This is a genomic window from Pseudomonas sp. LRP2-20, from assembly GCF_024349685.1.
Classification (GTDB): Bacteria; Pseudomonadota; Gammaproteobacteria; order Pseudomonadales; family Pseudomonadaceae; genus Aquipseudomonas.
This window is the reverse complement of sequence record NZ_AP025944.1, coordinates 2,976,407-2,998,373: the sequence shown is the minus strand read 5'-3', so window position 1 is coordinate 2,998,373 and position 21,967 is coordinate 2,976,407. Positions and strand designations below refer to the sequence as shown.

Here is a 21,967-nt window from a genome sequence, read left to right as displayed (position 1 = left end):
ACCGTCTCGCCAGGCTTCCGTCCCTGGAAGCCGCGAGCGTGGATCAGGCTGCAGGCTTGAGCACCACTTTGGTCCAGCCATCATCCCGCGCGTCGAAGTGCTTGTAGGCATCGGGGCCGTCAGCCAGTTTCAAGCGATGCGAAATGATCTGCGAGGGCTTGGCGCGCCCATGATGGATAAGCGCCGCGAGGCGTCGATTATACGCCTTCACGTTCGCCTGGCCGGTGCGGATCTGCTGGCCTTTGAACCAGAACGTGCCAAAATCAAAGGCCATCTTGCCCTGTTTCGCCAGATCGTTCCTGGCCCCCGGATCTTCTGGCACGAACACCCCCACCACGCCTATGCCACCGGTAGCCTTGGTAGAAGCGACCAGGTTGTTCATGGTGAGGTGATTGGCTTCATGGCCATGTTTGTCACAGCACTGGTAACCCACGCACTCGCACCCCCGATCGGTGCCTTTGCCATGGGTCAGGTTCATGATCTGTTCCACGGCTTTCTGCTCAACCACATTGATGGGGGTTGCCCCAAGCTGCGCTGCCAGATGCAGCCGATCCGGCTGGTTGTCGATCACGAACACCTCAGAGGCACCTTTGATGATTGCCGCATGGGCCGCCATGAGCCCCACAGGCCCGGCACCGTGCAGGATCGGTACGTTCAGCGTGTGACGACAGGGTCAGACCGGCGGCGCTAAATGCTGTCGCTCCCTTGCTGCGGGCGTTACCACCCAGGGCTTTGTCCACCACGTTGGCCTGCTGGCACAAGCCGGTTCTTCGAAGGAGCAATTGCTGCATACCACGATCTGGCTTGCCGATATGGCAGATTTCGAGGCGATGAATGCGTGGGCTGACAAGTGATAGCAAGACAGCCCAGCCGGTATCATCAGGTGGGCACGGCGCCTCGTATCCACGTTCAGTGCCCAACGAACTATCGCGCGCTGCCCGGCTGCTTCATCACAACGCTCAGGCCGGAGCGCCCTGGTTGGCTTGCCTAGCCGGGTAACTTGGCCGCAAGGACGTCAACCTTCTCGATTGACGGCGGTTTGGCGAACAGCTCGGCAGCCTTTGCCATAAGCGCTGCTGCCACCTTGCCCGACAGATGCGCCTGCCGGCCTGCTTCGTCGGGGAAGGCGTCGAAGATGCCGAAGGTGGACGGCCCCAAGCGGATTGCGAACCAGGCCGTAGTGGCTGGCTCTTCTTCCACTATTGAAAGGCCACCCAGGAGAAAGTGCTCTACCTCTGTCTCTTTCCCGGGTTTTGCTTCCAGACGAACGAACAACGCTACTGTGACCATGACGTGCCTCCTGTTGTTACGACTTCATCATCAAGCGCCGCGCTTTCCAGTGGGCAATAGCGAACCGGTGGCAAGCGCATCGTGCTTCTTACGGTGTTCACTGAGGGTCCAGCGTTTCATGGTTCGGCGGATCGATATGCTCGATGTTCCCCAGTACCAACGCGCGCCCGGCAAACAGGCCGCCCGATGTCTCCAGGGCAAAACGTTCGGCATCGCGTTTGCGTACCTCTTCGGTCAGCGCCTCGGCTTCAAGCGCCGAGGCACCTAACGTCAGCACGGCCTGACGGCCCAGCAGCAAGGCTGATTCAAAGGTTTCCCGGACTATGTAGTCGGCATCATGCTCGACCAGCTCCAGCGCATGTTCGCGGTCAAAAGCGCGCACCAGCAACTTCACCTGGGGGCAGTAGTGCCGCGTACTTTCAACGATGCGTGTCGCGGCTTTCCTGTCATTCACGCACACGACGATGCTACGAGCCTGATGGGCCCCGGCAGCATGCAATATTTCAGAACGGGCCCCGTCGCCGTAATAGACCTTGAAACCATAGGGCTCTACAGCGTGGATCACTTCCGGGCTGATATCGATAATTGAAATTTTGGCGCCCTGAGCGAGCGGTGCCTGACAGGCAATCTGACCTACCCGGCCAAAACCTATGATGAGCACGTGAGATTGGAGATTCTGTGCGGTCTCCACACCGTCCATCGAAACGGCCGGCGCTCGCGCGAACCGCTTGTACAACCATAAGGTTACCGGCGTGAGCGCCATGGAGAGCACCACGATAGCCGTCATGTTGGCGGCGATTTCGGCACTGACCACTCTGAGTTTCAGCGCTTCGGCGAACAGCACAAAAGCAAATTCACCGCCTTGCGCCATCAGCATTGCACGATCCAGCGCGTCGCCATGGGGGCTTTTCGCGAGGCGTGCGACGCCATAGATACACAGCGCCTTGGCCGCCATCAATGCCAACACCCCAGAGCTGATGAGCATCCAGTTCGCAGCCACCACGTGCAGATCCAGGGCCATGCCGACGCCGAGGAAGAACAGCCCCAGCAGCAGGCCGCGAAAAGGCTCTATGTCAGCCTCCAACTGGTGGCGGAATGTGGATTCCGACAGCAGCACACCGGCAACGAACGCCCCCATCGCCATCGAGAGGCCGCCGATTTCCATCAGTAGCGCAGCGCCCAATACCACCAGCAGCGCCGCAGCGGTCATCACCTCGCGCGCCTTGGCTTGAGCCAGCACACGAAACATGGGGTTGAGCAGCCACAACCCGATGACCACCAATGCGCCCAGGGACAGGGCCGCGGTACCGATACGCAGCCAAAGGGGCGACGTGGGCTCATGGATCGAACCCGTAGGTGCCAGAAAGGCCACCACCGCCAGCAAAGGCACAATCAACAGGTCTTCGAACAGCAGAATGGAGACTATGCGCTGCCCTCTCGGTTCGGTTGTGTCACCGCGCTCGGCAAGGACTTGCATGACGATGGCCGTGGATGTGAGCACGAAACCTGCCGCGCATACGAACGAGACCTGCCAAGGGAAGCCGAAGGCCATGCCGACAAACGTGAGCAAAAATGCACAGATCACCACCTGCAGGCTGCCAAGGCCAAAGATCTGCCCACGCAGCGCCCATAGGTGCGAAGGTTTAAGTTCCAGCCCGATCACGAAAAGAAACATCACCACACCCAACTCACCCACATCGATGATGGTGCCGGGGTCATTGATCAGTTGCAGTCCGAACGGGCCAATGATCATCCCTGCCACCAGGTAACCCAGCACAGAGCCGAACCCGATGCTTCTGAGCAGGGGCACTGCGACCACCGCGGCGCCAAGCAGCGTAATGACCCCCAACAAAAGCCCTGCGTTGCCTTCTGTGGTCATAGCCTTGTTCCTCATCCCATGACAGGACCGGTTCCTGCTAAACATCCCGAGCGCATTTTTACGCTCGCAACGTCACTGCCGGGGGTGCTGACCTAAACCACGCGGTCATCACGTTCACGCATGAGCCAATAGGTCAGCCCCAGGGCCAGGGTGGCGCCGGCCAGCGCAGCGACTTTTGCCGGGCTCACATCGGGATCGAGGATCACGAGCTTGCGGGACAATGCGATCAACCCGATAAGAAGCACCGTCTTGACCTGAATGATGCTGTCGCGGCGCAACACCACGCGCACGATCGAATGCTTGAACTCCATCGCGATCAGCAGCGTCATGATCATGCCGAACACATTCTGGAAGATCGCATGGTCGAGCGGATTGAATGCATCGATGATCATCAGGCTGAAGACGATCTGGATCAGCTGTACCAACGACACCACGATAATCACCGCGATCACGACTGAAAGGATATGGGCGATGGCCTGCTCGAAACGTTCGTAAAACGTCATCACCGCCCACTCGCGACGGAGCCGTTCGAGAGGCTTCCCGGCCTGATTGCTGTTCTTCATGCACCACTCCTTCTGAGCAGGTCGTTGCAGGTCTTCCCGTCGCGGATGTTCACGAGCAGGTCAGCGCAGGCTTCATCCAGGTCAGCTGTGGACGTCTGCTTGCGCGCCCTCCTTGTTCGACGCCTTGGTCGCATCCGGCAGTTGCAGTGTTTCGATGGGTACCGTGTCAGCCCGCGTGGATTGCTGGTGGTTGAACTCGACCCGCTCAGCGTCGTCATTCCAACGTGCACAGGCGTGGTCGCCCTTGCCGATGCCGCCGCCAAGCATCTCGCGCGCCAGTGCCGTTTCAAGCTCGCTGCGGATCAGTCGCTTGAGCTCGCGGGCACCGAATTCAGGCTTGTACCCAACTTCCGCGAAGTGGTCGACAAGCGTCTCATCGAAGGTCAGCGTCACACCCTGGCTCGCGGCACTGCGGGCCAGGCGATCGAACTGCAGGCCTACAATGTGGCGGATCTCTTTCTTGCCCAGCGCATGGAAGACGATGATCTCGTCGATGCGGTTGAGGAACTCAGGGCGGAAGTGCCCGCGCAGCACGTCCATCACCTCTGCCTTGGTTTTGTCGTATTCCTCGTCGGTTGCTCCGCGTGCCTTGAGCTGGCGCTGAATGATGTCCGACCCCAGGTTGGACGTGGCAATGATGATGGTATTGGTGAAGTCCACCACCCGCCCCTTGCCGTCGGTGAGCCGCCCGTCGTCGAAGACCTGCAGCAGGATGTTGTAGACATCGGGGTGGGCCTTCTCGATCTCGTCGAGCAACAGCACGCTGTAAGGCTTGCGACGAACCTTTTCCGTCAGCTGGCCACCTTCGTCATAGCCGACGTAGCCCGGGGGAGCGCCCACCAGCCGTGCCACGGTATGGCGCTCGCCGTACTCCGACATGTCGATACGCAACAGGGCGCCCTCGTCGCCATAGATGGTCTCGGCCAAAGCCTTGGCGAGCTCTGTCTTGCCGACCCCGGTAGACCCCAGGAACAGGAACGTAGCCACCGGTTTGTTACCGTCCCGCAGACCTGCTCGCGAAAGTCGCACCGCATCGGCCACGGCCCGCACCGCCTCATCCTGGCCAACCAGGCGCTCTTGCAGCCGCTGCTCCAGGTGCAGCAGCTTCTCGCGCTCCTCCACCGTCAGCTCACTGACAGGAATGCCGGTCAGCCGCGAGACGATCTGCGCCACGTGCTCCGCCTTGACTTCGGCGCTGCCTGAACCGCGCTCACGCTCCCAATCCTCGGTCAGATGCTTGAGTTCGGCCGCCTTGGTTTCAATGCGCTTGCTGATCTGCGCGGCATTGTCATATTGCTTGCGCGAAGCCGCATAGTCCTGTTCGCGGCGCAACTGGTGCAGTTCGGCCTCCAGCTCCTGCACCGCCACAGGCCGGGCCGTCGCCGATAGTTTGACGCGCGCGGCAGCCTGGTCAAGCAGATCAATAGCCTTGTCCGGCAGAAAGCGAGCGGTCACGTAGCGGTCGGCCAGTTCGGCGGCCGCAATGATCGCGTCCTCGGTGATGCTGACCTTGTGGTGCGCTTCGAAGGTGTCGCGCAGGCCGCGCAGGATCATCATGGTCTGCGCCACCGTTGGCTCGGGCACCATGACCGGCTGGAAACGCCGCTCCAGCGCTGCATCCTTCTCGATGTACTTCTGGTACTCATTGAGCGTGGTCGCGCCGATCAAGTTCAACTCACCGCGTGCCATCATCGGCTTGAACACGTTGGCCACGTCCAGGCCGCCTTCCCCACCGCCCTGGCCGGCACCCACAATGGTGTGCACCTCGTCGATGAAGAGAATCAGCTCGCCTTGATGCTCGGCGATCTCCTTGAGCACCTTTTGCACGCGTTCCTCGAATTCGCCACGGTATTTCGCGCCGGCCACCATGGCACTGATGTTCAGCTCCACCAGGCGCTTGTCACGCAGCGTCTCGGGCACCTCGCCGGCCACCATGCGCTGGGCCAACCCCTCGACGATGGCGGTCTTGCCCACACCAGGCTCGCCGATCAATACCGGGTTGTTCTTCTTGCGCCGCGCCAGTACCTCAATGGTTGTTTCGATTTCCTGAGCGCGCCCGATGACCGGGTCGAGCTTGCCATCTCGGGCCATTTTGGTCAGATCACGCGAATATTTGTCGAGCTCCGGCGTATGGGTTGGTGTCTCGGCGTGGCCGTCTTGCGCACCTTTGCCGACCACCTTGTTCACGCGCTGGCGCAGGGCCTGCGGCGTGAGGCCATAGCGGCGCAGCAAGTTGGCGGCCAGCCCTTCTCCCTCTTCCGCCAGACCGATCAGCAAGTGCTCGGGCCCGACGTAAGCGTGTCCCAGCTCATTCGAGGCGACGAAGGCGCGACTAAGCGCATCCTTAACGCGTGGCGAAACGCCGATCTCGCCGTCAAACGGCTGCTCGCCGCGCTTGGCATCGGCTTCGATCTGCCGTTTCAGGTCATCGACCTTGATCTTGAACTGGCTCAGGATGGTCTTGACCACATCGCTGTCGGCCAGCGCCAGTAGCAGGTGTTCCGTGTCGACTTCCGAGCGCCCGAATTGCGCGGCGCACCTTGCAGCTTCCTGCAACAGTGCTTCGGAGTGTTCACTGATTCGGCTGGCGAGCCCACTGCCACGACGGCGCGGCGAACCGCCCGCTGCCGAGGCCGGTTCGCCGATCGACGCATCGACCGCTTCATCGACATCAGTTGCAATGGGCGCGGAGTCTTCTACGCTGCGCAGGAAATCGCTGCCCAGAAAGTCCTCGAACAACCCGCTACGCGAGCCGAACAGAGCCTCCAGGGGAGAAACGCTGCGTTTTTGCTGACGCGCCAATTGGCGATAGTGATCGTCACACAGCAGCATGATGCTATGGCGACCATTCAGATTGGCTTCCACCCGTGTCGTGGCGGGTTGGCCGCATACCTGGCACTGTTTTCTGGCCATGGGGGCGCTCCTTGAGTCATTGAGATGACAAGGCGCGGCATGCTGTTGCACCGCGTCTGCTGATGGGTCTTCGTGGCGACCGCAACGGGTATTCAGCGTTTCAGACAGGATCGATGGAAGCTGTAAACAGCTGCAGGAGCGTTCGACACGATGAAAGCCGCCGTTCTGCTGAGGGCGCTTTTAACCTCGCACCATCGGCACATCGTAGTCGGGCGTAATGTAGGTGTTCTTTTCCTCGAAACCAGGCACTTCGAAGAAAAACGGGTACTGCTTGGCGGTGTCCCTGGAACTCAGCGCCAGCTCAAGCATGCCTGGTCGTTCGAATGGCAAGCGCGAGGTCAATAGCACCGGAAAACCAGATCCGGCGCGGACCAGCGTTTGTTGCGACACTGGATGAAGTCTGCGCCCGGTACCCCAGAAGTCAAGACATATCGCGGCCTTGCAAGAAAAGGCGCCGAACGGTGTTAAAGCCGTCATGCCCCGTGCTAATGCCCTCCTAGAGCTTGAAGCGCACGTGGATACAACTCTTACTGTCCTGGCGATCAACCATGACTGCCGCGCTGCCGTAGCCGGAATAGCTTTTGACCAATCGCATGCCAAGCCCCGTACCTGTCGGCTTAGGGTAGTTATCAGGAAAGCCATCGCCCTCATCCCGCACGGTAAGTTGGGCATGGTCGCCGGCATGCTTGACGATCACATCAATGCAACCCTTGCCATACTTGAGGGCGTTGGTGATCAACTCGGAGATTACCAACCCCAAAGGTGCCATTCTTTCTGGTGGCAAGACGAAGTCATCAGCCTCCAACAGAATTTTCCGGTCGGCCAATGCCTTGCCCAGATCGCCCAACAGCGCTTTCAGGTAATCGCGAGCGTGAACCTCCTGGTCTTCTGCAGCCTGGTACAGCCGCTCGTGAACCGTGGCGATGGTCACCACACGGCCTGCGGCCGTTTCAAGCTGCAACTTCACCGCTGCATCAGGGGTGAGATTGGCCTGCAGCAACAGCAGCGTGTTTACCAGGTGGAGGCTGTTCTTGACACGATGATGGATCTCTTCGAGATAGAGGTCGCTTCGGTTCTGCCTGGAATTCTGGGCCTCGATCAGTGACAGCAACTGAGCTTCATACTGATGACGCTCCGTGATATCGCGCGATACCGCAATGATCCGCTCGACCTCGCCGCCTGCACCGAGGATCGGCGCCACCGTCACGTCCCACCATTTCGGGTCATCCGCAGAGATGGGGCAATAGGCCTCGAATCGAGTGCTTTCGCCGGCGCTCACTTTCCCGACTGCCTCCCGAACCAGTGAACGAGACTCCTCGGGCCACAAGTCATGCCACCGCTGACCTCTCACGTCCGCCAACTGGGTAGCCAGGAAGCTGAGCCCGGCTTCGTTCATGAATTCGATCTCGCCACTTGGCGTCAGGATCTCTACCCAATCAGGGCTCGCGTTCAGAAGGGTCTCCGAATACGGATCAGCAAGCGGTACATCCGCCCCTGCGGATATGCGCTCAAGGGCCATGGAAATGACGTTGGAGATACCTTCCAAAAACACCAGATCGCTCTCGACGAAATCGTCTCCGTCAGTGCTATCGGCTTCCAGGACACCAAACGGGGTAAGCACGCCCCGGATCGGGACATTGATTGCACGCTCGATTCCATATTTTTTCAGCAACGCCGGTGTCCGGAAACGGCTCTCCCTGCTCAGGTGATTGGAGAGTACCGGCCTGTAGGTAGCCAAGGCGTACCCAGCCGGGCTGGCCAGATCGCCACCCACCGTCGCCCGCCCAATGTCATGGGCATCCCAACCAACACCGTGGGACAGGACAAAGCTTTCCCCGTCCTCCGCTGGCTGGAGCACCTTGGAAAATCGAGTGTTCATGCCCTCAGCGACTACTTCACATGCATGGGTGAGCAAGTGATCCAAGTCAGTAGCCTTCAAAGACATCACGCCAAACTCTACAACCAGTTCATGTTGGCGGTGCAGGCGCGCATGGGTCTTCTTCAAGGCCGCTCGAATTGTTTCGTCCGCTGGTAGCTGCTGCATAGTCTTCCCTTCCGATTTAACGGGAACGCCCTGAATCCCTTCTGGTCGTGAAGGCGGTTCGCTTACCGCTGTCCAACGATAGCCGCTAATCCATGGCGGCGCATAGCGCACCACTCATCGCCTCAGGGCAACGGCGTAAAGCCCCCGCGCCCTAACGCATATGAGAAGCGAGCAGACCCTTCATGCCGAAAACCATTCTGATTGTGGAAGATGACGTCCTCCTCAGAGACCTTACCGCCGAGAGTCTCTCGTCACTCTACGCCGTAACCATCATGTCCTGCGCAAATGCGGACGAGGCGCTGCATCGTCTTTGCTGCGAAAAAATACCCACGTTGGTAATGACCGATATCCATATGCCAGGCCCCATGAACGGCTTGGGCCTGGCGCAGGAAATCTGGCGCAGGTGGCCTACCCTGCCGGTGATTCTGACCTCGGGCGACGCAGTCATCGACACCGGGCTACTGCCTGCTCGCACAGCATTTCTCCCCAAACCCTGGCAAATGTCCGATCTGGCCTCGTTGATCAATACGCTAGTCACACTGCCGCCTCAGTCAGAGCGCTGAAGCAAAGGCCTGGCCGAGTTTTTCAGGCTGGCATAGCCATAGGGGCGCCAGCGGCAGCGGGCCAGGCCTTCATGGCAACACCTCCAAAGAGGTGGGTCGGCTGCAGGTCTTCAGAAACCTTCGGCAGCCCCTGAGAACTTGCCGACATCAATAGGTTGCGCAACAAACTCGGGGCCCTCGCCCGCCAGCCGCCACGTCACCTTGGCGATGCCGTCGCGCTCGGCCATCGGGCGACTGACCATTTTGATCTTCTGCTGACTGAATCTCGGGATGATGCCAACGCCGGCATCGCAACTGGCCCAGTGCCAGGCGATGGCATTGTCCATTTTCTCCAGGCGAATAATGAATGACCGAGGCTTACCGTGAAGCTCGTACTCAATGACATAGAGTTGCTGTCCCACCACCACACTTCCCTCGCTGATAGATGCGCTATTGAGCAAGCCAGGGAAGAAATAATTCCATCGGAACGGCAGCTGGTACGGCATTCTTCGAATACAGCCAGGTGTCGGGGCTGCTTGCCCTGAGAGCAAGCACCTCCAGCGCCCCGTTTTTGCGAACACTTGCAACGATCATCGCTGTTTGATCGAGTCTGGCCATTCAATGGCTCGCTGCGCAGCAGATGCCCCTGCTTGAGCGGCCAATGCGAGCGCCCGAACGTATTGACGCTGCGACAACCGGGGGTTGCGAGCGCTCGCAGAATTGCCTAACCCGCCAGCTTGGCCACGAATTTCGCGACGTATTCGCCTTGATGCTCAGCGATACCCAGTTCGCGGGCATCTGGTTGGCGGGAGCCGTCCCCCCCTGCAATGGTCGAGGCACCGTACGGGGTACCGCCACCCACCTGCGAGATGTCGAACAGGGCCGGCGTGCTGTAGCCAATCGGCACGATGATCATGCCGTGGTGAGCCAGCGTCGTCCAAGTGGAGGTGATGGTCATCTCCTGGCCACCGCCCGTGCCGGTGGAGGTGAATACGCTGGCAACCTTTCCAACCAGCGCGCCGCTTGCCCAAAGGCTGCCGGTCTGATCAAGGAAGTTGCGCATCTGGCCGGACATGTTGCCGAAGCGGGTCGGAGTGCCGAAGATGATGGCATCGTAGTCACCCAGCTCCGAAGGGCTGGCAACGGGCGCCTGCTGGTCGACCTTGCCATGCGCGGCTTTGAAGGCCTCGGGATCCATGGTTTCCGGTACCCGCTTGACTGCCACTTCGACGCCAGGAACCTTGCGAGCGCCTTCGGCCACCTTATGCGCCATGGTCTCGATATGGCCATACATCGAATGGTACAGCACCAGTACTTTTGCCATTTTTACGTCCTCTTCGCGTGGAGTGTTGTTGGCATCGCCACTCAAGAAACGCGCGATGCTGCTGAACCAACCCATGTTGCAACCTCCGTTTCAAACGCAGGGCCGCAACATCGCCTGTGCTCTCGGGGCCAGGCGCAATGTCGTATTTGGCTTCATGACCCTCATCCAGCGTAGCCGCTATCAGGCCTACCTTCGCAGGCCATTCAGGGATTGCCAGCATGCGTTGATCAGGGCGATGCGCAACGAACGCAACGCCATGAAACAGGGCACCCACTACACTTAGTCGACACAGGTCTGCACAGAGGCTGCCGCCATGACGACGCAAACTGCAATCGTGTTCGCGGGTGGTGGCAGCCTGGGCGCGGTTCAAGTTGGCATGCTGAGGGCGCTGGTCGAGGCCAATGTTCAGTTCGACCGGGTCATTGGTGCTTCGGTGGGCGCAATCAATGGTGCCTACTTTGCCGCCCGGCCCAACGCTCAGGGGGTCGAGACGCTCGCCAGTTTCTGGCGGGGGCTGAACAGAACGGACATCTTCCCCCTGTCCTGGCTCGATACCTGTAGAGGGTTGATCAAACGGCGCGGTTATCTGCTCCAGCCGGCAGCGCTACACCGGTTGCTTGGCCAGGCGCTGCCGATTCACCGTATCGAGGATGCGCAGCTGCCTTTGCATATTGTCACCACCGACTTGCTCAGTGGTGCCGAAACCGTCCTGGCCAGCGGTGAGCTTGAGCAAGCGTTGCTGGCCAGCGCCGCCATCCCGCTGGTATTCCCCAGCGTGCAAATCGGCGAGCAGTTCCTGGTGGACGGCGGCGTGGCCAGCAACACGCCGATTTCGACAGCCGTAGCCCTGGGCGCTGACAAGGTCGTGGTCATCCCCACGGGATACAGTTGTGCCTTGACCCAGCCACCCAAGGGGCTGGTGGCCCTGGCCCTGCACACCGTCAACCTGATGAGCATGCGCCAGCTGGTGAGCGACATCGAACACTTCCGTGCGCTGACCAGCCTGCACATCGTTCCGCCGTTGTGTCCTGTCGATGTCTCGGTGTTCAATTTCGACCAGACGGATTCCCTGCTGGCGCGTGCCTATGAGCAAACGCTTCAGTGGCTGGAGCGCGGCGGGCTGGAGCGAACCAAGGTACCGGGTGCACTGACCATTCATTCGCACGCACGCGAGCACTGACGGGGCCTCAGGCTTTACCGCCGGTTCCGCCTGTTCCGCCGTTGCCATCAAGCCAAGTGGCCGAGGCTGTCAATTGACCCGATATAGGGTGGCGCAGACCCGAACATGGGCGAACGCTCAGGTACGTGACGATGGCCACTGCATCCACGGCTAGCACGGCTACGGCGACCAGGAACATGAAGCAGTGGTCTTCAAAGAGCATTGCCGTATTACCCACGTTGAGGAGTCTTGCAGTCTCTCAGCAATTCCTGTTCCAAGGCGCAGGCAGCACTGAGAGGGACGCCTCAGGCAGAAAGCATGATGCCGTGCGTCTTGAAATATCGGCTCAATGCAGATGAGTCCCCCTCAGGGTCAGCCAGCGCAACATAGCTATCAGGCCTCAACAGATAAGCCGCATTTCTGGCAACGCCAGCTTGCTCGTACGCAGGTTCCCAAGCGAAAACACTCAGTGCAATGCCGTGCTGTGCGCACCATTGGGCCAGGCCTGCCTTGGCTTCGCCGTACACATGCACTTGCCACTCAGTGCCTGCCAGTGAGGCGTAGTTGTCCGCAACATCCCCAGGCAACCACGGCAGGCGATCACCGCCCTGGACCTCACCGGCCTTGCCTTGGCTCAGCGGGCTGTCGCGGTAATCAATGGTGGTTTGCGACACCACGCGGAACAGGTACTCACGCACGCTTTCACGCTTGTACGCAACGCTTGCGATCGCCGGCGCGATGCGCGTACGCACAAAATCGGCGAAACCGCCTTGAGCGGTCACCAAGGTGAACAGTTTGTCCGTTGTCTCCACCAGCTTGCGGGCGAACGCCTGGCGTTCGGCCTGGTAGCTGTCGAGCAGCGCATCGGGGGCTTTGCCTTTGACCACCGCGGCCAACTTCCAGGCCAGGTTGTTCGCGTCGAGAATGCCGGTGTTCATGCCCTGCCCGCCTGCCGGGCTATGGACATGCGCAGCATCGCCAAGCAGAAACGCCCTGCCACGGCGGAAATGATCGGTGACACGGTGGTGAACGCGGTAGCTGGAAAACCAGTTCACCTCGGTGATCTTGAGGTTCAAGCCGTTGATGGCATCATGGCCAACATCGGCGAACGTCAGATGCTCAGGGTGCTCGGCACGCTCGTCTCGCACGGTGCCAATCAGCCGGTATTGGTCCTTTTCGCCGTAGCACAAGAGCAGTACAAAGTCGGATTTATCAAACGCGATGTGTGCCTCACCCGCAGGTTCGACACCCGTTAGCCTGACATCCGCTACGTAGAAAAGCTGCTTGTAGGTCCCCCCCTCGAAACCGCTGCCGAGCGCATGCCGAACCCGCGAGTGAGCGCCATCGCAACCCGCCAGGTAAGCGGCAGTGCAGGCCCCTTCCCGCCCATCGGCCTGTTTCAGAATGGCCGTGACCTGGCTTTCCCCCTGTTCGAACGACAGCAGTTCGGTCCGCCATTCCACTTCCACGCCGAGTGCATGCAGGCGCTGCCCCAGCAAGCGCTCATGGCGATCCTGGGGATAGATCAACACGAAGGGATACGCCGAAATGGCTGCGCCTGCATCCTGCAAGGGGATGCGCGCCCGGCGGCGGCCTCGGGCCCACAGGTTCATGGCAGGGGTTTTATAGCCGGCTTCGATCACCGCCTCGGCCAGGCCGAGCTGGCGATAAAGTTCCAGCGTGCGGGCCTGAACCGCCATGGCGCGGGACGCTTCGCCAGGGCCGCTGCTCTTGTCGACGATCCTTACCGCGATGCCCTGCCGGGTGAGCCAAAGCGCAAGCGCCAGCCCGGTCGGGCCGGCGCCAACAATGAGCACGTCGGTGTGCGCCATGATCTCATCTCGCACATGAATGACTACACCGCCATTAATGTGCCTGAGCCCAGGCAAAGTCAACGATACCCGGGCCGTTCAGCGGGCGTAGATCTGCTTGCCCGCGAACCAGGTCTGTTCCACCTGGGTGTCGCGCAGCGCTGCCGGTGCAACGCTCAGCACATCGCGATCGAGGACGATCATGTCGGCCTGCTTGCCGACCCTGAGCGACCCCACCTGCTGGTCCAGGCGCATGGCCTTGGCGGCGTTGAGGGTGTAGGCCTGGAACATCTGCTCGCGGTCGATGGCTTCGGCCGCGTTGAGCACACCCTTCGGCCCTTTACGGGTCACCGCCTGGTAAATGGCTTTCCACGGCTCCGGAGTGGTGATCGGCCAGTCGCTCGCGCCCGAAAGGGTCGCGCCATGCTTGAGCAGCGAGCGCGCCGGGAAGGTATGCATGAAGGCCATGGCGTCGACATAGGGCTTTACCAGCGCCATGTTCGACTCATCGGCAGCCGCCCAGTACAGCTGCATCGCGGCAATCACGTTCAACGCCTTGAAGCGTGGGTAATCCTGCGGGCTGACCATCTGCAGGTGGGTGATCGAGTGCGCAATACCGCTGGCGCGATCATGGCGGGCCTGGGCAATACCGTTGAGTGCCTCGCGCACCGCGCGGTCACCGATGGCATGCACGTGCACCAGCCAGCCACGCGCGTCTGCGGCGCTGACCAGTTCGCCAAAGGTTGCCGGGTCCAGCAGCAACTCGCCGCGCATGCCTGTGTTCTTGTAGGGTTCGAGCATCGCTGCAGTCTGCGCCGGGGCTTCGGCCACACCATCAGCAAAAACCTTGATCCCTGGCAAGGTGAGGTTATGCACGCCCAGGAACTGCTGACGCACCTTGTCCAGCTCATCCAGGTCGGCTGGGCGCGCCTTGGAACTGGCCATCAGCAGCGCCGCGACGTGAACGGTAAGCTCGCCGCGCTCGGACAGGTCCTTGTACACCGGCAACAAGCCGAGGGAGTCGTTCTTCACGTCAGCCCCTGGCAACTCGTTGGCCAGCGGGTCCATCCAGCCGGTGATGCCCAGTTGCTTGTAGTAGTTCAAGGCCATGCGCCCTGCGGTCATCAGCACTTCATGGCTCAGTGGCGGCAACAGCTCGGTAACCGGGTAGTAGCTGGCATCGGCGAGAAAGCCGTTGGGTGAGCCATCGGGGTGCTGGCCGATCGTATTACGCGCATCAGCAGGCAACGCGGCAAGGGTCTTGGCGTCGATCCCGGCGCGCTTGAGCATGGCCTGGTTGGCCCAGCCGGTGTGCATGTCGTTGGCAGCGAAGAGAATCGGCTGCTCGGCCCATTCGCCATGGTTGAAACGTCGCTCAAGGGCGGCGATATCATCCCAGTAGGTGCCTGGTACGCCACCGACCGAGAGGAACTCGCCACGACGGGCTTTACCGTTGTCGCGCCACTCGCGCAGGCGCTGCTCCAGCTCATCGAGCGGAATCTGCTCGCCCGCCAGGTTGGCCAGCTCCAGCTGCAGCCCACCCTTGATGGCGTGGGAGTGGGAATCGAGCATGCCCGGCATCAACACCTTGCCGCCAAGGTCGATGACCTGGGTAGCGTTGCTCTTCAGGCGCAGCACGTCCCGGTCGGCGCCCACGGCAACGATCTTTTCGCCTTCGACAGCAACGGCCTGCTGCAAAGGCTGGCCTGGCTCGGCGGTATAGACCTTGGCGTTATGCAGGATCACATCCACGGCGGCCAGTCCTGGTAGAGAGGTGCAGGCCAGTCCCGCCGCAATCGCCATGTTCAGGAGCTGCTTGTTCATTCGAGGCCTCGTTCTTGTCTTGATCGAGGCGCAGCCTAGCCAAGCCGCCAGGGCGGTTAAATGCGAAGGCAGGCACAACTTTTTTTGCAAAAAGGAAAGAATCCTCAAGCCAAGGTAAAGCAGCTCAAGGACGCGGTACGTGGAGCACGCGCTGGATCTCGGCAACCACCTGGTCCGTCGCCTGCGCGATCGTGCCTTCATTGCGGCACAGCACCCAGCCATGTTCGGCCACCGCCCGTTCGAAGGCTTCGGTGCAGGCGATCTGTTCATCCAGCTTGTGGATTACCGTACTGCCCAGCCCGCGCGTGCGGGCCGCAGCCCGCGCCCAGGACGTATCAGGCGATGTGACCACGCCGACATGCAGGTCTGGCACTTGCACGTTGCGCTCGTGGTTCATGCGCAGGATTTCGGCAAACGGGACCGTTCGGCGAAACGCGGCGTCGGAGGGGTACCAGCGATCGATCAGGATGATGCTGTCCGCAGGTTGCCTGGGCAGCACATTGCGGGAAATCCAGGCGCGGCTATCGGCCAGGCGCGCGCAGACCTTCAACTCCAGGTCCCGGCAGGGGTTTCTCACCAGCGTGTTGACCAGCGCCATGGTTTCCCCCCTGAAGGGGTCGCTTTTCTTCTCGCAAAGCCGGATCACCTTCCTGTCATCAGCCCTCAGCGCCCGGGTGATGGCCTCCAGCAGCGTGGTCTTGCCGGTGCCCTTGGGGCCATCCAGCGCAATAAACAGCGGACGTTTCATTTTCAATACTGCGTGGAAGCAGACCTGGATACAGAGATGAGCATGATGCACGCAAAGCAGGCCACAGTCTCGCTTGTCAGCCTGATGGCGGTTTACCGGGCGGAGTACATTTGTACTCCTTCCGGTAAACCGCCATCCTGAGGGTCAGATCTGCGCCTGGCCACCGTCCACGAACAGCTCGGCGCCGTTGACGAAGCTGGCGTCATCGCTGGCCAGGAACACGGCAGCATTGGCGATTTCGACCGGCTCCCCGACTCGCCCCAGCGGCACCTGCGACGCCAGGTAATCCAGCAGGCCCTGCTGTTGCCCGGCATCCGGCCCGGCGAGGTCGACCAACCCTGGGGTACGCGTTGCGCCTGGGCTCAGGGTGTTGACCCGCACGGCGCGATCCTTCAGATCCAGAATCCAGCTACGGGCAAAGGCCCGAACGGCGGCCTTGGATGCCGAATACACGCTGAAAGCCGCTGTGCCGGAGCTACCGGCCGTGGAACCGGTCAGAATGATCGAGGCGTTCTGCGCCAGCAGCGGCAGCGCCTTTTGCACGGTGAACAGCACACCTTTCACGTTACGGTCGAAGGTGTCGTCATAGTGGGCTTCGGTAATGTCGCCCAATGGCAGCATGGAGCCGCCGCCAGCGTTGGCGAACAGCACATCCAGGCGGCCCTTTTCCTGAGCGATGCGGGCATAGAGTGCATCCAGTTGCTCCAGCCGGGTGGAGTCCACCGCAATACCGGTGGCGTTGCCCACCAGCGCCACCGCCTTGTCCAGCTCAGCCTGGCGGCGCCCGGTGATGTAGACATGGGCACCCTCCTCTGCAAAACGTTTTGCCGTGGCCAAGCCAATGCCGGTGGTGCCGCCAGTGACCAGTGCGATCTTGCCTTCAAGTTTCTTGCTCATGGTGTTTCTCCCGTTGAGGTGGTGAGTTGCTGTGGGGAGAAGCGTATCGACCGGCAGATCATTTCAAAATAGAATCATTTGAAAGCCATCATTGCAGAAATGAAATGCCAAGAATTCCAGATTTCGAAGGCCTGGCGATGTTCGCCAAAGTGGCCGAAGAAGGCTCTTACGCCGCCGCCTCACGGGCCCTGGGCGTTTCGGTGCCCACCGTATCGCGCGCAGTTGCGCGCCTGGAAGAACGCCTGGGCGCACGCCTGTTCAACCGCACGTCGCGCCAGCTCTCGCTGACGGAGTTCGGCCAGGGGATGGTCGAGCAAGCCAGCGCGCTGTATCGCCAGGCCGAGGCAATGGAAAGCGAGGCCCAGGAGCTGTCGCTGCAGCCGCGCGGGTTGGTGCGCCTGGCAGTGCCGATGGCCTTTGGCTTGCGTTGGGTCGCGCCGCTGCTGCCCGAACTATTGGCGCTATACCCGGAGCTTGAGCTTGACCTGCATCTGTCGGACTCGACCGTCGACCTGGTCGCCGATGGCTTCGATGCGGCCTTGCGCATCGCCGCCCTGCCCGACTCATCGCTGGTGGCACGGCGCATCTGTTCGGTCAGCCAGTACCTGGTGGCCGCACCGTCCTACCTTGCCCGCCATGGCCAGCCCACGCACCCGCGCGAGCTGGCTGGCCACGCCTGCATGAGTTACGCCTATCGTGCCCGCAGCCAGGTGTGGCGCTTCAGCCACAGCGACGGCAGCAGCCACGACGTGGTGCCCCGCGGGCCGCTGCGGGTGACCAATTCGGATGCCCTGGTCGCGCCCTTGCTGTCGGGCCTGGCCATTGCCGAGTTACCGGAATTCATGGCCGCCGAGTACCTGGCCGACGGACGCCTTGTGCACCTGCTGCCCGAATGGCGGATGACCCAGGGCGGGCTGTACTTCGTGACCCCGTCGGCGCGTACACGGCCACGCAAGGTCCAGGCACTGGCCGAGTTTTTCGTCGAGCGGTTGGCGAACCCGCAGTGGCAAGTTCAGTTGTCAGGCTAGCGTCGAGGCCTGCCCCCGATTCTGCCGGTTGATGCTGTACTGTAAGTCAGGTATTTGTCTCTCTTTTTCAGGCGCGGGCCCAATGACCTTCGACCCCCAGGTAAACCTGACCAACTGCGATCGCGAGCCGATCCAGGTTCCCGGCAGCATTCAACCCCACGGCTGCATGCTTGCCTGCGATGCGTCAGCGACGGTCGTGCTGCGCCATTCGCTGAATCTGCCACAGATGCTTGGTGTGACAGGTGCAGTCAATGGCCAGAGGCTGAGCGCCTTATTCGGTGATGAAGTGGCTCACACCCTGCGCAACTCGCTGGCCCGCACCCGCGAAGGCACACGGCCATCGCAGACGTTCAGCATGCAGCTGCCTTCAGGTCAGGCGTTCGATGTTGCGGCCCACGTGTTCAAGGGCACCGCGATCATCGAGTTCGAGCCCGCCGGCGCCAGCATTGCCGAACCCATCGAACTGGCACGCACGCTGATCGCCCAGCTGCGCGAAGTCGACCAGACCCACAAGCTGTTCCGCGACGCCGCCCGTTTCGTGCGTGCGGTGCTCGGTTATGACCGCGTGATGATCTACCAGCTGGGTGCCGACGGCGCCGGCAAAGTCGTGGCAGAGGCCAAGCGTGGCGACCTGGAAAGCTTCCTTGGCCAGTACTTCCCGGCGTCCGACATCCCCCAGCAGGCCCGCGCCCTGTACCTGCGCAACCCGATCCGGATCATCTCCGACGTCAAGTTCAAGGCGGTTGCCATCGACCCAGTACTGGACCCGTCCGGCGAGCCCCTGGACCTCTCCTACGCGCACTTGCGCAGCGTTTCGCCGATCCATTGCGAATACCTGAGCAACATGGGTGTGGGGGCCTCGATGTCGATCTCGGTCATCGTCGGTGGCGAGCTATGGGGGCTGATCGCCTGCCACCATTACGCACCGCGCACCCTGGCCATGGGGCAACGGGTGGCGGCGGAAATGTTCGGCGAGTTCTTTTCGCTGCACATCGAGACCCTGCGAACCCGCCAGCACCTCGAAGCGGCCGTCAACGTCCACAAGGCGCTGGATGCGCTGCTGCGCGACGCCAACCATGCGCCCGACATCGAGGCATTCTTCCATTCGCGCCTGGGCGAATTTCAGTCGCTGATCCCGTGTGACGGCATCGGCATGTCGATGCAGGGACGCTGGACGTCGACCGGCCTGACGCCACCCAAGGCGGCCATTGCCGAACTGCTGGGGCTGGCGCAGGGGGTCAGCGAAGGCCAGACCTGGGCATCCAACCGGCTTTCGATGGCGCTCCCTGCGGCCCAGGACTACTGCACGGAAGTCTCCGGCGTGCTGATCATCCCGATGTCGCAGCAGCCAAGGGACTACCTGATGCTGTTCCGCAAGGAGGTGGTCGAGACCTTGGACTGGGCCGGTGACCCGAACAAGACCTACGAGAGTGGCGCGCTGGGCGACCGCCTGACACCGCGCAAGAGCTTCGCGATCTGGAAAGAGACGGTGCACCGGCAATCACTGCCCTGGAGCGAGCAGGACCGGCAGTTCGGCGAGGCCATTCGCCGGGCGATCGTCGAAGTGGCATTGCACAACAGCGAGCTGCTGGCCAACGAGCGCTCGAAGGCTGAAATCCGCCAGCGCATGCTCAACGAAGAGCTCAATCATCGGGTCAAGAACATCCTTTCCTTGATCGGCGCACTGGTTGCCCACCCAACGTCCGAGGGCCAGACGCTCAAGGACTATGTGGCGACGCTCAAGGGCCGCATCCACGCGCTGTCGCTGGCCCACGACCAGGTGGTGCGCGGCGACGGTGGCGGGCGCCTGGCCACCCTGCTCGAGGCCGAGCTGTCGCCCTATCGCACCTCGGCCGAGGCCATCGAGATGACCGGGCCCAATGTGATTCTCGACGCACGCGCCTATTCGGTGATGGCCCTGGTGTTGCACGAGCTGGCGACCAATGCGGCCAAGTACGGGGCGCTGTCGAGGGCCGGCGGCAGGCTCTGTGTCAGTTGGGCGCTCGATGCGGGCAATGCCTGCGATATCACCTGGCGCGAGCGCAACGGGCCAACGGTTCGCCCGCCGAGCCGCCGTGGCTTTGGTACGGTGCTGATCGATCGCAGCATACCGTTCGACCTGGGTGGCACCAGCAACGTCGAATACCTGCCCGAAGGCCTTCAGGGCTTTTTCAGAATCCCGGCCAGGCACCTCTCGGTGGCCGCAGCGCCTGAAGCGCTACACCCCGCTACGCCGATGGCGCAACCGAACGCTGTGCTCGCTGCGCGCGCAGATGCCTGTGTGCTGATTCTGGAAGACCAGCTGGTCATTGCCGTAGGGCTTGAGCAAATACTCAACGATGCTCTGATCACCAACGTCATCACCGCTGGCTCCGAGCATGAGGCGATGAAGCTGTTGGGCCAGCGCACGCCTGACGCCGCGATACTGGACATCAACCTGGGCACCGGCACATCGATCTGCGTGGCCGATGAGCTGGTGCGGCGTGGCGTTCCGTTCCTGTTTGCCACGGGCTATGGCGATGGCGTCAGCATTCCGCAGCATTTGCAGGAGGTTGCGGTGATACGCAAGCCCTACGATGCCAATGCCATTCTGGCCAGCCTGCAGGCATTGCTTGCGCCGTGATCACTGGGCGCTGGCATCCGCCTCGTGGTCGTCGGCAAAGGCCATGAACATTGGCAGGTCGAGTACATCCAGCCTGATCTGGGCGATGAAAGCCGAAAACGCAAGATTGGCGGCGAGCCTGCGCATGTCGCAGGCCCAGGCCGGAATGTAGCTCGGCGCCTGGAGCCAACCGGACTCGAACAGCGGCGCCAGGCGCACGGTATCGGCCAGGGTCAGGCGCCCGGCAAACAGGTGGCCGACCAGTTCCGGTCGGTTGTCACGGATCGCCACGCGCAGCAGGGTATGCACACCCAGCAAGCCGGTCAGGTAGGCAGCATCCTTGGTAAAGGCCGAGCCACCGCGCAGGTCGGCACCGCGGAAAATCCGCTGGGTCGAGCGGAACGACTCTTGCGGCGACTGCCCGGCGTTCACAAAGCCTTCGAAGACTTCAATGAAGTCAGCGCCATCCAGTGCCTGCTGCACCGCCAGCGCACGCAGGGCGACACGGCGCAGGCGGTTGATGTCCATGCTGCCAGTGAACAGTTCGGCCAACGTGGCGATGCCCTCCTGGGTCTGGGTGGTCCGTGGCGCGCCCAGGCCCAGGCTCTTGAGGTTGGGCTGGTTGGCACCGTTCTGGGCGGTGGCAACATGCACGAAGGCCTCGTGCTGCAACAGTTGCTGCTTGTCCAGCTCGCTGAACAGGGCGCCAGCACGCAGGCGAATACGGCGGCTCCCGGCGATGGCCTTGGCGGCGAGGTTGGCATCCAGCACGATGCTGATCCGGTCCGGCCCAAAAAAACGGTCCACTTCCGGTTGCATCCAGGCAGCGAAGTCCTCGGCAGGAATGTCAGCCTCGGTTGGCGGAATCTGCTCGCTGCCCAGCAGGGCATCGGTGGTCTTGAGGAAGAAACCGGCCGCATCGAGCATGGTCAGTTGCTGCCTGGGGTAGAGAAAGTCCGGGCGCCGGTACAGCGCCGAGGAATAACGCGTGAAGTCAGGGGTGCCAATGGCCCCCAGCATGCGACCGGCGGTGGCATAGCTGCGTGCGGTCATCGCCAGGAAGCGCCCGGCTGGATGCCCTTGATCGCATTGCCCGATAAAGGCCTCCAGCGCGGCGATATCGCTGCTGTGCTCGCGCGGCTGCAACTGCACCTGGGGCAACTGCGCATTGCCGGCGCGCCACTGGCTGAGGAATACCTGCTCGATGCCATCCGGCCAGGCCAGGGCATCGAGCACGCGGATCTTGCGGGCAAGTCCTGGCAGCGCGGCATCGAGCTCGGACAGGGAGGCAGTACCCATGGCAGTGTCCTTGAGTCACCCAGCGTCATCTCGACAGCTTAGCC

Annotated in this window: 18 protein-coding genes and 1 pseudogene; 5 read left to right on the top strand and 14 right to left on the bottom strand. The window is 61.6% G+C overall.

Annotated features, from left to right (window positions below; translation table 11 throughout):
- Positions 1-43 precede the first annotated feature (43 nt).
- The 7 genes and pseudogenes from OCX61_RS13265 to OCX61_RS13235 all read right to left on the bottom strand — a co-directional run.
- Positions 44-643 (bottom strand): annotated as a pseudogene (locus OCX61_RS13265) (zinc-binding dehydrogenase); the annotation flags it as partial.
- A gap of 344 nt (positions 644-987) precedes the next feature.
- The gene (locus OCX61_RS13260; RefSeq protein WP_261944224.1) at positions 988-1,290 is read right to left on the bottom strand and encodes a putative quinol monooxygenase; all 303 of its coding nucleotides are present in this window, start codon (positions 1,288-1,290) and stop codon (positions 988-990) included.
- A 97-nt stretch (positions 1,291-1,387) separates the two neighbouring features.
- Positions 1,388-3,169, bottom strand: a complete 1,782-nt coding sequence (locus tag OCX61_RS13255) for a monovalent cation:proton antiporter-2 (CPA2) family protein (RefSeq protein WP_261944223.1) — start codon at positions 3,167-3,169, stop codon at positions 1,388-1,390.
- A gap of 92 nt (positions 3,170-3,261) precedes the next feature.
- Entirely contained in the window at positions 3,262-3,732 is a 471-nt protein-coding gene (locus tag OCX61_RS13250) for a phosphate-starvation-inducible PsiE family protein (RefSeq protein ID WP_261944222.1), read from the bottom strand.
- An 81-nt stretch (positions 3,733-3,813) separates the two neighbouring features.
- Positions 3,814-6,645, bottom strand: a complete 2,832-nt coding sequence (gene clpK, locus OCX61_RS13245) for a heat shock survival AAA family ATPase ClpK (RefSeq protein WP_261944221.1) — start codon at positions 6,643-6,645, stop codon at positions 3,814-3,816.
- Positions 6,646-6,825: 180 nt separating this feature from the next.
- On the bottom strand, positions 6,826-6,975 hold the full coding sequence (locus tag OCX61_RS13240) for a hypothetical protein (RefSeq protein ID WP_261944378.1): 150 nt from the start codon (positions 6,973-6,975) through the stop codon (positions 6,826-6,828).
- 166 nt (positions 6,976-7,141) lie between these two features.
- On the bottom strand, positions 7,142-8,689 hold the full coding sequence (locus tag OCX61_RS13235) for a sensor histidine kinase (RefSeq protein WP_261944220.1): 1,548 nt from the start codon (positions 8,687-8,689) through the stop codon (positions 7,142-7,144).
- Positions 8,690-8,871: 182 nt separating this feature from the next.
- Here OCX61_RS13235 and OCX61_RS13230 point away from each other — a divergent pair, with 182 nt between their 5' ends.
- The gene (locus OCX61_RS13230) at positions 8,872-9,252 is read left to right on the top strand and encodes a response regulator (RefSeq protein ID WP_261944219.1); all 381 of its coding nucleotides are present in this window, start codon (positions 8,872-8,874) and stop codon (positions 9,250-9,252) included.
- 110 nt (positions 9,253-9,362) lie between these two features.
- Here OCX61_RS13230 and OCX61_RS13225 read toward each other — a convergent pair whose 3' ends face one another.
- Together OCX61_RS13225 and wrbA are read right to left on the bottom strand one after the other, a co-directional pair.
- Positions 9,363-9,656, bottom strand: coding sequence for a DUF6555 family protein (locus OCX61_RS13225; protein WP_261944311.1), 294 nt, complete (start codon positions 9,654-9,656; stop codon positions 9,363-9,365).
- A 299-nt stretch (positions 9,657-9,955) separates the two neighbouring features.
- Positions 9,956-10,555: an NAD(P)H:quinone oxidoreductase gene (wrbA, locus tag OCX61_RS13220; protein WP_261944218.1), complete on the bottom strand. Its 600-nt coding sequence runs from the start codon at positions 10,553-10,555 to the stop codon at positions 9,956-9,958.
- A gap of 55 nt (positions 10,556-10,610) precedes the next feature.
- Between wrbA and OCX61_RS13215 the strand changes: the two genes are divergently transcribed.
- Positions 10,611-10,838 (top strand): hypothetical protein, encoded by a 228-nt coding sequence (locus tag OCX61_RS13215; protein WP_261944217.1) that lies wholly within the window; start codon positions 10,611-10,613, stop codon positions 10,836-10,838.
- A gap of 30 nt (positions 10,839-10,868) precedes the next feature.
- Positions 10,869-11,735, top strand: a complete 867-nt coding sequence (locus OCX61_RS13210) for a patatin-like phospholipase family protein (protein ID WP_261944216.1) — start codon at positions 10,869-10,871, stop codon at positions 11,733-11,735.
- Positions 11,736-12,019: 284 nt separating this feature from the next.
- On the opposite strand, the gene OCX61_RS13205 is transcribed toward OCX61_RS13210, so the two are convergent.
- From OCX61_RS13205 to OCX61_RS13190, 4 genes are all read right to left on the bottom strand, one after another.
- On the bottom strand, positions 12,020-13,546 hold the full coding sequence (locus OCX61_RS13205; RefSeq protein ID WP_261944215.1) for an FAD-dependent oxidoreductase: 1,527 nt from the start codon (positions 13,544-13,546) through the stop codon (positions 12,020-12,022).
- Positions 13,547-13,624: 78 nt separating this feature from the next.
- Positions 13,625-15,349: an amidohydrolase gene (locus tag OCX61_RS13200; protein WP_261944214.1), complete on the bottom strand. Its 1,725-nt coding sequence runs from the start codon at positions 15,347-15,349 to the stop codon at positions 13,625-13,627.
- A gap of 124 nt (positions 15,350-15,473) precedes the next feature.
- Positions 15,474-16,097 carry a dTMP kinase gene (locus OCX61_RS13195; RefSeq protein ID WP_261944213.1) on the bottom strand — a complete coding sequence of 208 codons (624 nt, stop codon included), beginning with the start codon at positions 16,095-16,097 and terminating at the stop codon, positions 15,474-15,476.
- A 144-nt stretch (positions 16,098-16,241) separates the two neighbouring features.
- Complete coding sequence (locus OCX61_RS13190) at positions 16,242-16,994, bottom strand: SDR family NAD(P)-dependent oxidoreductase (RefSeq protein WP_261944212.1); 753 nt, start codon at positions 16,992-16,994, stop codon at positions 16,242-16,244.
- Between the two features lie 104 nt (positions 16,995-17,098).
- Between OCX61_RS13190 and OCX61_RS13185 the strand changes: the two genes are divergently transcribed.
- Positions 17,099-18,022, top strand: a complete 924-nt coding sequence (locus tag OCX61_RS13185; RefSeq protein WP_261944211.1) for a LysR family transcriptional regulator — start codon at positions 17,099-17,101, stop codon at positions 18,020-18,022.
- Positions 18,023-18,104: 82 nt separating this feature from the next.
- A complete protein-coding gene (locus OCX61_RS13180; RefSeq protein WP_261944210.1) occupies positions 18,105-20,645 on the top strand; it encodes an HWE histidine kinase domain-containing protein in 2,541 nt (846 codons plus the stop codon).
- On the opposite strand, the gene OCX61_RS13175 is transcribed toward OCX61_RS13180, so the two are convergent.
- Positions 20,646-21,923: a peptidase MATCAP family protein gene (locus OCX61_RS13175; RefSeq protein ID WP_261944209.1), complete on the bottom strand. Its 1,278-nt coding sequence runs from the start codon at positions 21,921-21,923 to the stop codon at positions 20,646-20,648. It abuts the gene before it with no gap.
- Positions 21,924-21,967: the final 44 nt, after the last annotated feature.